Raw genomic sequence first — 12,753 nt, 5'->3', positions numbered from 1 at the left:
GAACCGCACAGGGGGCAGCCCCGGCATTCCCCGGTCTGCCCCCGCCGTCCAGCGTGGCGGCCCTGGGGGCGCTACTTGCGGTACTTCAGGAAGAGGCTGGCAGTGCTCGTGCGGCTGCCGTCCGAGAAGGTCAGCCGGGCGCGGTTGGCGCTCAGTCCGCCCAGGTCGCCGGCGTATTTCTCCAGCAGGGTCTTGATGACGCTGGTGGTGGGCGAGGGGGACGCCTTCGTGGCGGGCTCCGTGGCCGCGTTGACCCCCTCCTGCGCGGCCGTGAGGGCCGGGGGGTCGAAGTCCGGAGACACGCTCACCCGGTAGAGCAGCTTGAATTCATCGCGGTACTTGACGTTCACGGAGTCGCCCACGACCCGGGTCTGGGTCACCACGCGGGCCAGATTCGCCTTCACCAGCGCCACACTCACCCCCGTGGGGGCCTCCACCGCCCTCAGCATGAACCACGGCGCGGCCGCGTAGACGTTGGGCACCCTGTCGTCGCTGGTGCGGACGCCGCTGTAGTCGAAGGCCAGGGCATCGAAGCGGGCCTCGAACTCGTTGTCGGCCTCGAACATGGCACGGGGGTAGGAGTAGCTGACATAGACCGTCTGGCCGGGCAGCACCGTGGTCTCGCTGAGCATCGAGGGCTGCTCCACCGGAAAGTCGGACTGCTGGCCCCGCTCGACCGCCATGCAGGCCGTCAGCGCCGCGAGAACGAGGCCGATGGGCAGAGCCAGCGTCTGATTTTTCATACTTCGAAGGTAACACTCAGGTGACACTCATGAAAGCGCAATCTTGTCTCCCCCGATTGGGGGGATTGGGCCCTCGCTCCTGGGGGTGGCAGGGCGACGGTGGCCCCTGACCCCCCGACGTCCTCTGGGCCACGCCACGGACGAACGTGAACGCCGGGCGACTGGCGGCCACCCCGCAGCGGGCCTAGAGTGCGCTCATGGCACCCCTCGACGCAGTGGTGGTGGGCGCGGGCCACAACGGGCTCTCAGCCGCGATCACGCTGGCGCGGGCGGGCCTGCGGGTGCAGGTCATCGAGGCCCAGGATCGGGTGGGCGGCGGCCTGCGCTCGCTGGAACTGACCCGGCCCGGCTTCATCCACGACTACGGCTCGGCCATCCACCCGCTGAGCGTGGCCAGTCCGGCCTTCCGGCAGTGGCCGCTGCACGCCTTCGGCCTGAGCTGGGTGCAGCCGCCCGCCCCGGTCGCGCACCCGCTGGACGGCGGCCGCAGCGTGACCCTGGAACGCAGCCTGGATGCCACTGCGGACGGCCTGGGGCGCGACGGCCCCGCCTACCGCCGCCTGATGAGGCCGCTGCTGGACGACTGGGAGGGGCTGCTGGGCGACATCCTGCGCCCGCTGCCGCGCGTGCCGGGCCACCCCCTCACGCTGGCGCGCTTCGGCGTGCGTGGGCTGCCGCCAGCGGAGGGGCTGGGCCGGGCGCTGTTCCGCACCCCCGAGGCCCGCGCGCTGTGGGCCGGGCTGGCGGCGCATTCGATCCTGCCGCTGAGCACGCCGGGAACGTCTGCGGCCACGCTGGTGCTGGCGCTGCTGGGGCACGCGGTCGGCTGGCCCTTCCCACGCGGCGGGGCGCAGGCCATCGCGGACGCCCTGCGCGGCTATCTGGAGCACCTGGGCGGCGAGGTGGTCACGGGCGTGCGCGTGCGCGGCCCCGGCGACCTCCCCGAGGCACGGGCCACGCTGGTCGATTCCAGCCCCCGCGTGCTGCTGGACATCCTGGGAGAGCGGGCACCGGCCGCCTACCGCCGCGCGCTGGAGGGCTTCCGCTACGGCCCCGGCATCCAGAAGTTCGACTACGCCCTGAGCGGCCCGGTGCCCTGGGCGGACGGGCGGGTGGCGCGGGCGGCGACGGTGCATCTCGGGGGCGGGGCGGACGAGATCGCGGCTTCCGAGGCGCAGGCGGCGCGGCGGGTCTCGGCGCGGCCCTACGTGCTGTGCGCCCAGCACACGCTGTTCGACCCCAGCCGCGCGCCGGCCGGGGCGCACACTTTCTGGGCCTACGCCCACGTGCCCAGCGGCAGTACCGCCGACATCCGACCCCAGGTGGAGGCCCAGATCGAGCGCTTCGCCCCCGGTTTCCAGGGGCGCGTGCTCGCCTCGCGCGTGACCGATGCGCCCATGCTGGAGGCGTTCAGCCCGGTGTTTCACGGGGGCGACGTGAACGGAGGGAGCGGCACGCTGTGGGGCCTGCTGGCGCGGCCGGTACTGAGTGCCACGCCTTACCGGACGCCCGTGCGCGGTGTGTACCTGTGTTCCTCCTCCACGCCGCCGGGGGGCGGCATTCACGGGATGGCGGGATACCACGCCGCGTACGCCGCCCTGAAGGACGAGTTCGGCCTGCGCGAGGAGGTGTGAGATGTCCGGGCGCTTCGCCGACCGGGCGCAGGCGGGGGAACGCCTCGCCGAGGTGGTGCTGGGCCGGGGGGCCTGGGAGGGCACGACAGTCCTGGCCCTGCCGCGCGGTGGAGTCCCGGTGGCCGCGCCCGTGGCCCGCGCCCTCCAGGCCCCGCTGGACGTGCTGGTCGTCCGCAAGCTGGGCCTGCCCGGCCACGAGGAACTGGCCCTGGGCGCCATCGGCCCCGGCGGCGCGCGGGCCCTGAACGACGACCTGATCCGGCGCCTGGGCATCTCTCCCGAGGTTCTGAGGGCCGTGGAAACGCGCGAGGAAGCCGAGCTGCAGCGGCGCGAGGCCCGCTACCGCGCCGGACGGTCGCCGCTGAACCTGAGCGGCCGCACCGCCCTGCTGGTCGACGACGGGCTGGCGACCGGGGCGACGATGCGCGCCGCGATCCTGGCCGCCCGGCACCTGGGGGCGGCGGGCGTGGTGGTGGCCGTCCCCGTGGGCGCTCCCGACACCGTGGAGGAACTGCAGCAACTGGCCGACGACGTGATCTGCGTCCTGACCCCCGAGCACCTCACGGCCGTGGGCCTGTATTACCGCGACTTCAGCCAGACCAGCGACGAGGCAGTGGAGGCGGCGCTGGCGGCGGCTGCGGGGCCGGGCGCTTGACCCCCTCCCCCGCTGCGGGGCAGACTACGCGCAGGCATTGATCCGCAGGAGTACGGCGCAGGAGCGTCCATGAGCGAGCCCGAGACGGTGAGAGTCGGGCGGACAGCGGCGCCCGAAGGGCAGCGGGGAGCTGAAAGCACACAAGTGCCGGCCAGGCCGCAGAGAGCGGTGACCGGAACTGGGGTGGAACCGCGTGGTGGTGCTCTCGAAGCGATCTGCGTCCCCAGACGAGCGAGCAGCGATGCGCCGTCTGGGGCGCACTGTCATCGCTCAGAAAGGAGACCGTATGCCGGCACAATCGATGGAAGAACTCGTCAGCCTGTGCAAACGCCGGGGCTTCATTTTCCAGGGCAGTGAGATCTACGGCGGCCTGCAGGGCTTCTACGACTACGGCCCGCTGGGCGTGGAGCTGAAGAACAACCTCAAGGCCTCTTGGTGGCGCGCCAACGTCTACGAGCGCGACGACATGGAGGGCCTGGACGCCTCGATCATCATGCACCGCATGGTGCTGCGCCACTCGGGCCACGAGGCGACCTTCTCCGACCCGATGGTCGACAACAAGAAGAACAACAAGCGCTACCGCCTGGATCATCTGGTGAAAGACCAGAAGGCCGACGTGATCGGCAAGGTGGCCGAGGCGATGGGCGTGGAGGCCGAGAACTTCCCGGCGCTGGTGGCGGCGCTGAACGCGAACCCGGCGAAGGCTTCCGAAGCTCTCCGTGCGGCAGGGGTGCGCGACGCCTTTTCCGGCGAGGTCGGCGAGTGGACGGAGCCCAAGCCCTTCAACATGATGTTCAAGACGACCATCGGGCCGGTCGCCGACGACGACTCGTACGGCTACCTGCGCCCGGAGACCGCCCAGGGCATCTTCACCAACTTTAAGAACGTCGTGGACTCCACCTCCCGGCGCCTGCCCTTCGGCATCGCGCAGATCGGCAAGGCCTTCCGCAACGAGATCACGCCGCGCAATTTCATCTTCCGGGTGCGCGAGCTGGAGCAGATGGAGATCGAGTTCTTCTGCGTGCCCGGCACCGACGAGGACTGGCACGCGCACTGGCTGGAAAAGCGCCTGAAGTGGTGGGAAGACCAGGGCGTGCCGCGCGGCAAGATCGAGATCCTGGACGTGCCGAAAGAAGACCTCGCGCACTATTCCAAGCGCACCTACGACCTGATGTACGACTACCCCACCCTGGGCCATGAGGAGATCGAGGGCATCGCCAACCGTTCCGACTACGACCTGGGGAGCCACACCAAGAACCAGGACGAACTCGGGCTGGTCGCGCGGGTCGAGGAGAACCACGACTCCATCGCCAAGCTGACCATCCCGCACCCGGAGACGAACAAGCCGGTCGTGCCCTTCGTCATCGAGCCGTCCGCCGGGGTCGACCGCGCGTTTCTGGCCGTGATGGCCGAGGCCTTCACCAAGGAAACGCTGGAGAACGGCAACGAGCGCATCGTGCTGAAGCTCCGGCCGCACCTGGCGCCCATCAAGGTGGCCGTGATCCCGCTGGCCCGCAACCGCGAGGAGATCACGACGGTGGCCAAGGCGATCAAGGCCGAGCTGCAGGGCCTGGGCCTGGGCCGCGTGCTGTACGAGGATTCGGGCAACATCGGTAAGGCCTACCGCCGCCACGACGAGGTGGGCACGCCGTTCTGCGTGACCGTGGACTTCGACACCGTGGGCATCGGTTCCGGCGACAACGCGTCCGACGCGAACCTGAAGGACACCGTGACCGTGCGCGACCGCGATACGCTGGCCCAGGAGCGGGTGAGGATCAGCGAGTTGAGCAGCTGGATTCAGGCGAAGCTGCGCTGACCCGCCGTGTAGAGGCGGATGTGATGCCGGCCAGGACGGTATCCAGACCCGGACGTTGGTCGCCCGCACAGAGAGCCCCCGCACACTGGCGGGGGCTCCGTTCTGTTGCTGATCCAGGGTGGATTGGATGGGCGACACCTCTGCGTGGAATCTTCATCTGCGGGGGCCGGCGCCCCCCCGCCGGGCCAGCCACCACAGCGACCCGAACAGCAGGGCGGCGGCAGCGCAGGACAGCGCCACGATGTTGCGGATCAACGCCACACTCTTGAGCTGCAGTGGATAGATCCCCTGGTCTCTCAGGTAGGTGTCGCTGACATACCGCGCCCCGCTGTCTGTCTGCCCCTCCAGAAAGGCCGCCGGGTCACGGATGATCATGACCTGGGGCGAGCCGATGAGCGTGCCGGGGCCGGCGACGTTGCCGAACAGGTCAGCAATACCGGCCTCGGCCGGCTGAACGAGTTGCACCAGGGTGGCGTCACGGGCGTAGCTGGCCGCGACGACCAGCGTCACCCCCAGCAGCGCCAGCGCCAGCAGGGCCAGACCAGCGAACCACGAGCGGAGTCGATGCACGGTCACACGTCCCGTCGGGCCTACTTGTCGCTGGCGATGAACTTCAGGGAGATGGCCAGGGTGTCGCTGACCTGATTGGGGATGCGGGCGTTGCGAACCTCATGGTCGCTGAGCTTGACCTTGAAGGCGGTGGACACCGCCAGCACATCGCCCCTGGCCCCCGCCGCACGGGTGGCTTCACTGGCAGGGGTGAGCTTGACGGTCGCCCGGCTGGTGACCGGCCGCGTCACGCCGTTCAGGGTCAGTTTGCCAGTCACGTCGTACTGGTCGCCCGACACGTACTTCACGCCGGTCGTCTCGAACACGATGGCCGGGGTCTTGTCGAAGTTCAGCCACGCCGCCGAGCGCATGTGACCGTCACGCGAAGTGTTGCCGGTCTTGATGGTGGTTCCATCCACCGTGACCTTGCCGCTGCCGGTTCTGGTCGTCGCGTCAAAGCTCAGCGTTCCACTGACCTCTGCGGTACGCGCGACGAACGTCTCGGCCACGGTGGCGCTCTCGGCGGTCATCAGGTTCAGGGTGGGAGCGGCGACGACCGTGTAGGTGACGGGCGCGGCACTGACCAGGCCGCCCAGCAGCGCGAGCAGGGGCAGCGTTTTCAAAGGGGATTTCATCATGGTGATCCTCCCAGTCGGCCCATGTCGCGCCCGCAGATGCACTGCAATATCAAGCACTTTTAAATACCGACTGTTGAAAGTCTAGTCAGTGTCTCTGAGGACGCGGTGTGTCGTCTCGTCCGAAATCCTCCAGATGCCCTCGGGTCGTGGCATCGGCTACCAGGGGCCACAGGACTGCAGATGGGGTGCCTGACGCGTCAGTCGAGGGGTCATCCGTGGCGCGCTCATTCCACAGAGCAGAGGGCGACCCCCCCTTCCGCGCATGGCGGAATCTTCACCCACGCGGCCCATCTGGCAGGGAGCGTCGCCGGGCTTACTGGCCGGGGTTCAGACGGCCCCGTTCAAGTGCGCGGGGTTCAGGGGCCCAGCAGCGTTCGGGGCGGCGCTCCCTGAATTCTTCAGTTCTCGGCGTGTCCGGGGCCAGCCAGCCCGACCTGTGGTCTGCCCCAGTCCTTGCTCTGGCTCAGCCCTAGCCGATGACCTTCTTCACGGTCGCGCTCAGCTTGGGCGGGTACAGCACTGCGAACTGGCCGTGGTGGTCGGCCCACACGCGGTTGAAGTCGATGTAGCCCATCTTCACGTAACCCAGCAGCGGATCCATCAGGTACGTCTCCTGCCGGACGTCGTCGTAGCCCACGACCACGCGCCAGTGGGGAATCACCCGGCCCTGAGCGGTGATGTGCGACTGCAGGGCGATGATGGGCAGACCCTTCCTGATCGCGGCCCGCACCGTGTTCAGAGAGCCGTTCGTATACAGGCGTGCCTCCATGCCCACCCTGGGCGCGAAGGTCACGATGGCCTGGGCGGTCATGTACGAGCGGTCGCTGGCGCGGGTGAAGCGGCTGACCTCGGCCATGCTCACCTTCAGGCCGAAGTAGGCGAGCACCTGCGAAATGGAGGCCGGCCCGCAGGCGTTGTAGCTCTGCCGCACCAGGGGCATTCCCTGGAGCAGATACCCGGGCGGCGCCGAGGCCGCCGAGCCGAAACTGGCCGCGCCGAGAAACAGGATGGGAAGGAATCGGATGGCGCGCACCGGGTCAGCATGGCAGACGGGGCATCACATCCACCTGTCAAATCGCACATGCAAATCGAAGGGGAGCGGAACCGCCGTCCACTCCCCTCTTCCGAGTCCAACGCCTCAGACCCGCGTCAGATCCTTCGGCAGCGGCAGGAATTCGATCTCGGGGTGCTGCTCGGCGGTGTATTCCAGGTCGTACTTGGAGCGGAACAGCATCACCGGGCGGCCCTGGTCGTCCTCGACGTGGCGGGCGAAGCGTGCCACCGAGGAGGGGTCGCCGGCCAGCCAGCGCACCAGGCCGTACGAGGTGATGTTCAGTTCGACATCTACGCCGTACTCCTCCTGCAGCCGGGCCTGGAAGACCTCGAACTGCAGGGGGCCAACCGCGCCCAGGTAGGGATCGCGGGCGCCGTCCGTGGGAAAGAAGACCTGCACCACGCCTTCCTCGGCGAGCTGAGTGATGCCCTTCATGAAGGCCTTGCGCTTGCCCACGTCCTTCAGGGCCAGGGTGGCGAAGGTCTCGGGCGTGAAGCGCGGGAAGCTGGGGAGCTGCACCTTGGCATCCACCGAGATCACGTCCCCGATCTGGAAGACGCCGGGGTTGACCAGCCCCACGATGTCGCCGGGGTAGGCGTCCTCGACCTTCTCCCGATCCTGGGCGAACAGCGTGTGGGCCTGCGAGAGCCGCAGCTTGCGCCCGGTGCGGGTGTGGGTCACGTCCATGCCACGCTCGAAGTGCCCGCTCATGACGCGCATGAAGGCGGTGCGGTCGCGGTGGGCGCGGCTCATGTTGGCCTGCAGCTTGAAGATGAAGCCCGCAAAAGCCGCCTCCGGGGCGCGCTCGCCCAGGGTAGTCTCGGCCGGGCCGGGGGGCGGCGCCAGCTCGACGAAATTCGCCAGGAAGTGCTCCACGCCGAAGTTGTTCATCGCCGAGCCGAAGAAGACCGGGGTCAGCTCACCGCTCAGGAACGCGGCGGGGTCGAACTCGGGCATGGCGCCCCGGATCAGCTCGATGTCCTCGCGCAGCTTGGCGGCCAGGTCGGCGCCCACCAGCGCGTCCAGGCGAGGGTCGTCCAGGCCCGAGGTCTGCATGGGCGCGCGGTGTTTGCCGCCCGAGGTGCGCTCGAAGGCCAGCACCTGCGACGTTTGCAGGTCGTACACGCCCTTGAAGTCCGGGCCGTCCCCGATGGGCCAGGTCAGCGGCACGCAGACGATCTTCAGGACGTTCTCCACCTGCGCGAGCAGGTCGAAGGGGTCGAGCGACGGGCGATCCATCTTGTTCACGAAGGTCAGGATGGGGATTTCCCGGTTGCGGCACACCGCGAACAGCTTCTCGGTCTGGGTCTGCACGCCCCGCGCGCCGTCCAGCACCATCAGGGCGGAGTCGGCGGCGGTCAGGGTGCGGTAGGTGTCCTCGCTGAAGTCCTGGTGGCCGGGGGTGTCGAGCAGGTTGATGTGCCGCCCCTGGTATTCGAAGGTCAGCGCCGAGGAACTGATGGAGATGCCGCGCTGCTGCTCAATGGTCATCCAGTCGGACTTGGTGTGGCTGCGGCCCTCCTTGGCGGTGACCGAGCCTGCCTCCTGAATGGCGCCTCCGTACAGCAGCAGCTTCTCGGTGATGGTGGTCTTCCCCGCGTCGGGGTGGGAGATGATGGCGAAGGTGCGGCGGCGCTCGATCTCGCGGGCGAGCGCGGCAGCGTTCGAGGCGGGGCTGGATTCGGGTGCGGTCATGCGGACTCCTGCGCGGGCGGCGTATTCGTCGGCCCGGACGTGGTGGAACTGATGCGGCAGTGCAAACAGATGCAGTCTCGACTCTCGCTAGGGGGGCGTGAGGAGAACGGTCATGGCCGCATGATACCGCGCCCACGTCTTTCGGAGGACGGCGCGCACCGTGACCGGGTTTACCATCAGGCATGTCCGCCCCTGCGCGCTCGGCTTCCGTGATCGTCGCCACCGCCATCGCCTCGCTCGCCTTCCTCGCCACCGGCTTCGTCGTGGTGCGCGGGCTCTCGGACATCCGCAACGCCAGCGACGTGATCAACGTGACGGGCAGCGCCCGGCGCAGCATCACCTCGGATCAGGCGGTGTGGCGCTTCACGGTGCGCTCCTCGGACGACGAGAGCCTGCAGGGCGCCTACCGGGCGTTCCGGGCCACCCAGCCGGCAATCGAGACCTTCCTGAAGTCGCGCGCCCTGAGCCCGGCCGAGCTGCGCCGCGAACCCGTGAACGCCGGGCCGCAGAAGTACACGGTCATCGAGACGCTCAACGGCCAGAACAGGGAGGTCGAGCGCACACGCTACGTGGTCAGCGAGACCTACCGCCTGCAGTCGAACGACATCGCTAAGGTGCAGGGCGCGGTGGGCGCGGCGACCGCCGCCTTCGTGGACGCCAGCACGGGCGGCGTGAGCATCGAGAGCAGCGACATCGAATACCTGTACACGAAGCTGGCCGACGTGCGTCTGGAACTGCTCAAGGAGGCCAGCCAGGATGCCCAGCGCCGCGCCCAGGCCATCGCCCAGAGCGCCGGAAACTCGGTGGGCGCGGTCAAGACGGCGCGCATGGGGGTCTTCCAGATCACGCCGCGCTTCGAGACCTCGGTGGAGGATTCGGGCAGCTACGACACCACCAGCCTGGAAAAGGACGTCACGGCGGTCGTGGAGATCGATTTTGTCGTGAAGTGAGCGTCCGCATGTCTGTCACTCCCATACCCGATGCAGACGCTGGGTGGGCCTGACAAAGCCGGCGTGTCCGGCCTCTAGAATCGTCCTCACCAGGGCGCCGACACGTGTCCGGTCTGGTGGCGCCAGGCGACCGCAGCGGAGCACCGGGCGGCGCGACGGGCGACCCACGAGGAGTGCGGCCTATGACGATCCGAAGCTCCACCTCTGCGACAAGGCGAGCCCTGAGAAATCTGGGCCTGCTGGGCCTGTGCCTGGGCGGCCCGGCCCAAGCCGCCACCCCTTTTTTCCTCGACGTGGCGACCAGCCCCAAGGGCTCCACCGCCTCGGATATGTTCCGGGACATCGGGCAGGTCTGCACGGGCGCCTCGTTCCTGCGTCAGCGGCAGACCTCGGGCAGCGTCGAGAGCCTCGACCTGCTGCTGGGCAATCAGGTGTCGCTGGCCTTCGTGCAACTGGACGTCCTCAAGGCCCGTGACCAGATCGACAAGGATCCGCGGGCTCGTGAACTCAAGACCCTGCTGCCGCTGAACTTCGACGAGATCCACCTGATCGCCCGGCAGCCCACCATCAAGAAGAACATCTTCAGCCGGACCACCGTCAGCGGCGTTCTGAAGTTCAGCGACCTGAAGGGCAAAAAGCTGGGTGCCTGGGGCGGCAGCGTGATCTCGGCCAACGTCCTCAAGGCCAAATCGGCCGTCGGGGTGACGGTACTGGAATACAAGGGGCGCGAGGAGGCCCTGGCGGCGCTGGGGGCCGGGCAGGTGGACGCGGTGCTGTCGGTGGTCGGCCAGCCCGCCGACTGGGTGAAGGCCCTCGATCCGGCCAGATTCGCCCTCCGGCCCGTGGATATCGACCCGGCGAGGCTCAACGGCTTCTACCGGCCGGCGACCCTGCGCTACGCACAGCTGGGCTCGGGTGTGGGCACCTACGCGGTGCAGCGCATCCTGGTCACGCGGGACTTCAAGACCCCCGAGCGCCGCGCCGCCCTGCTGAACTACCAGAAGTGCGCCCTGTCGAAGTTGACCCAGTTGCAGGAGACCCAGGGCTTCCACCCCAAGTGGACGGAGGTGAGTTTCAAGGAGCAGGACTGGCCCTGGTTCAAATGACCCCCGCGCGCTGGATGAACGCACTGAGGGCCGAGTCCAGCGTGCCCAGCCGGGCGCTGATCAGGGTCTGCGGGTCGCGGTTGTAGCCGCCGGCCATCACGGCCACCAGGGGCACGCCCGAGCGGGCCGCCCAGCCGAACACGCGGTCGTCGCGCGCCCGGACGCCCGCCGGGCTCAGGGCCAGCCGCCCGAGCTGGTCGCCGGCCAGCACATCGGCCCCCGCGAGGTAGAAGGCGAAGTCCGGGCGGAAGTCGGCCACCACGGGCGCCACCCGGGAGTTCAGTCCCTCCAGGTACGCCGCGTCCCCCGTGCCGTCGGGCAGGGCGACATCCAGATCGCTCCGTTCCTTGCTGAACGGATAGTTGCCCTCGGCATGGACGCTGACCGTCAGGCTGCGGGCCTCATCCGCCAGCATGGACGCCGTGCCGTTGCCCTGATGCACGTCCAGATCGAGGATCAGCACCCGCCGCGCCTGCCCGCTGTCCAGCAGCCAGCGGGCGCTGATGACCACGTCGTTCAGGAAGGAAAAGCCCTCGGCGTGGTCGGCGTAGGCGTGGTGGGTGCCGCCGCCGAGGTTGAGGCCCAGGCCCACCTCCAGGGCGTCGCGGGTGGCGGCCAGGGTCGCTCCGGCACTGCTCAGGCCACGCTCCACCACGGCCGGCGTCCAGGCGAAGCCCAGGGCGCGTTCCTCGGCGCGGGTGACCTCGCCCTGTCGCCAGCGGGCCAGGTAGGCGGGGTCGTGGACGCGTTCGGCCAGCTCCCAGGGCAGATCGGGGGCGTCCAGCAGCGGCAGGCGCTCGGCGGCCCCGTCCAGCAGGGCGCCGATGAACTCACGCGGCAGGAACTGGCGGCGGGGCGCCGGGCCGGCGCTGTAGGCCGCGCGCCGGAACGCCGTGTAGGCCCGGAAGGGGTGCGGGAAGGCGGGCACCCCCTGAATCTAGACCTCAGGCCGAATCTAACCGCTCAGGCCAGCACCCGCCGCAGCCAGGCACTCATCTCGTCCAGCGCCGCGCCGGTCTGCTCGTACACGCCGATGCCGCCCAGGAAGCCGTGGTTCATGCCGTCGTAGCGGGTCAGCTGCACCGGCACGCCCGCACGCTCCAGGGTTCGGGCGTAGGCCTCGCCGTCGTCGCGCAGCGGGTCGTACTCGGCGGTGACCACCAGCGCGGGCGGCAGGCCGGCGTGGCTTTTCGCCCTGGCCGGCGAGGCGTCGGGGTGCCCGGCGTGTTCGGGCGTGGGCAGGTAGTGGCCCCGGAACCACGCCATGTCCTCGCGCGACAGGCCATAGCCCTGGCCGTTCTCGCGGTACGACTCGGTCTCGGCCGAGCCCAGCAGATCGGTCGAGGGGTAGATCAGCAGCTGGCCGCGCAGGGCCGGGCCACCCTCGTCGCGCGAGCGCAGGGCCACCACCGCCGCGAGGTTGCCGCCCGCGCTGTCGCCGGCCACGGCCATGCGCTGCGGATCGCCGCCCAGCTCGGCCGCGTGCGACGCCACCCAGCGGGTCGCCGCCAGACAGTCCTCGGGCGCGGCCGGGAAGGGGAATTCGGGCGCCAGCCGGTAGTCCACGGAGACCACCACCGCACCCGCCCCGGCGCACAGCTCGCGGCACTGCGGATCGTGGGTGTCCAGCGTGCAGATCGTCCAGCCGCCCCCGTGGAAGAACACCACGACCGGAAACGGCCCCTCGCCCTGGGGGGTATAGACGCGGATAGTCAGGTCGCCGGCCGGGCCGGGGATGGAGCGCTCGGTGACCGACGCGACCGGCGCGACCGACCTGGGCATCAGGTGAAGCTGCGCGGCGATGCCCCGCCGGACAGCCTCGACGGGCAGGGTGGAGATGGGCGGCAGCGCCGCGCTCTGGGCCAGGGCCGCCGCAACTTTCGGATCGAGTGGCATATGAACTCCTTCTGGCT

Annotated in this window: 12 protein-coding genes; 5 read left to right on the top strand and 7 right to left on the bottom strand. The window is 69.4% G+C overall.

The annotated features are described in order from the left end of the window. Positions 1–71: 71 nt before the first annotated feature. Entirely contained in the window at positions 72–743 is a 672-nt protein-coding gene (locus CVO96_RS16355) for a hypothetical protein (RefSeq protein WP_103313149.1), read from the bottom strand. Between the two features lie 197 nt (positions 744–940). Between CVO96_RS16355 and CVO96_RS16350 the strand changes: the two genes are divergently transcribed. The 3 genes from CVO96_RS16350 to CVO96_RS16340 all read left to right on the top strand — a co-directional run bounded on the left by CVO96_RS16350 (position 941) and on the right by CVO96_RS16340 (position 4,848). Further along, entirely contained in the window at positions 941–2,377 is a 1,437-nt protein-coding gene (locus CVO96_RS16350) for a phytoene desaturase family protein (protein WP_103313148.1), read from the top strand. Between the two features lies 1 nt (position 2,378). Continuing rightward, positions 2,379–3,032: a phosphoribosyltransferase gene (locus CVO96_RS16345; protein ID WP_103313147.1), complete on the top strand. Its 654-nt coding sequence runs from the start codon at positions 2,379–2,381 to the stop codon at positions 3,030–3,032. A gap of 286 nt (positions 3,033–3,318) precedes the next feature. Continuing rightward, complete coding sequence (locus CVO96_RS16340; RefSeq protein WP_103313146.1) at positions 3,319–4,848, top strand: glycine--tRNA ligase; 1,530 nt, start codon at positions 3,319–3,321, stop codon at positions 4,846–4,848. 153 nt (positions 4,849–5,001) lie between these two features. Here CVO96_RS16340 and CVO96_RS16335 read toward each other — a convergent pair whose 3' ends face one another. The 4 genes from CVO96_RS16335 to CVO96_RS16320 form a co-directional block, all read right to left on the bottom strand. Then, positions 5,002–5,424, bottom strand: coding sequence for a hypothetical protein (locus CVO96_RS16335; protein WP_103313145.1), 423 nt, complete (start codon positions 5,422–5,424; stop codon positions 5,002–5,004). A gap of 14 nt (positions 5,425–5,438) precedes the next feature. Then, positions 5,439–6,035 carry a YceI family protein gene (locus CVO96_RS16330; RefSeq protein WP_243398417.1) on the bottom strand — a complete coding sequence of 199 codons (597 nt, stop codon included), beginning with the start codon at positions 6,033–6,035 and terminating at the stop codon, positions 5,439–5,441. A gap of 469 nt (positions 6,036–6,504) precedes the next feature. Next, positions 6,505–7,068, bottom strand: a complete 564-nt coding sequence (locus tag CVO96_RS16325) for a C39 family peptidase (RefSeq protein ID WP_243398415.1) — start codon at positions 7,066–7,068, stop codon at positions 6,505–6,507. Between the two features lie 105 nt (positions 7,069–7,173). Beyond that, positions 7,174–8,784 (bottom strand): peptide chain release factor 3, encoded by a 1,611-nt coding sequence (locus CVO96_RS16320; protein ID WP_103313144.1) that lies wholly within the window; start codon positions 8,782–8,784, stop codon positions 7,174–7,176. A gap of 182 nt (positions 8,785–8,966) precedes the next feature. On the opposite strand from CVO96_RS16320, the gene CVO96_RS16315 reads away from it, so the two are divergent. Continuing rightward, the gene (locus tag CVO96_RS16315) at positions 8,967–9,734 is read left to right on the top strand and encodes an SIMPL domain-containing protein (RefSeq protein WP_103313143.1); all 768 of its coding nucleotides are present in this window, start codon (positions 8,967–8,969) and stop codon (positions 9,732–9,734) included. A 182-nt stretch (positions 9,735–9,916) separates the two neighbouring features. Then, a complete protein-coding gene (locus CVO96_RS16310) occupies positions 9,917–10,840 on the top strand; it encodes a TAXI family TRAP transporter solute-binding subunit (protein ID WP_103313142.1) in 924 nt (307 codons plus the stop codon). Here the strand turns inward: CVO96_RS16310 and CVO96_RS16305 are convergent. Then, the gene (locus tag CVO96_RS16305) at positions 10,833–11,768 is read right to left on the bottom strand and encodes a histone deacetylase family protein (protein ID WP_103313141.1); all 936 of its coding nucleotides are present in this window, start codon (positions 11,766–11,768) and stop codon (positions 10,833–10,835) included. The two genes, CVO96_RS16310 and CVO96_RS16305, sit on opposite strands and share 8 nt — an antisense overlap. 35 nt (positions 11,769–11,803) lie before the next feature. Then, on the bottom strand, positions 11,804–12,736 hold the full coding sequence (locus CVO96_RS16300; RefSeq protein WP_103313140.1) for an alpha/beta hydrolase: 933 nt from the start codon (positions 12,734–12,736) through the stop codon (positions 11,804–11,806). Between the last annotated feature and the right edge of the window lie 17 nt (positions 12,737–12,753).

This window comes from Deinococcus koreensis, from assembly GCF_002901445.1.
Taxonomy (GTDB): domain Bacteria; phylum Deinococcota; class Deinococci; order Deinococcales; family Deinococcaceae; genus Deinococcus; species Deinococcus koreensis.
This window is presented reverse-complemented; position numbering and strand designations above follow the sequence as displayed.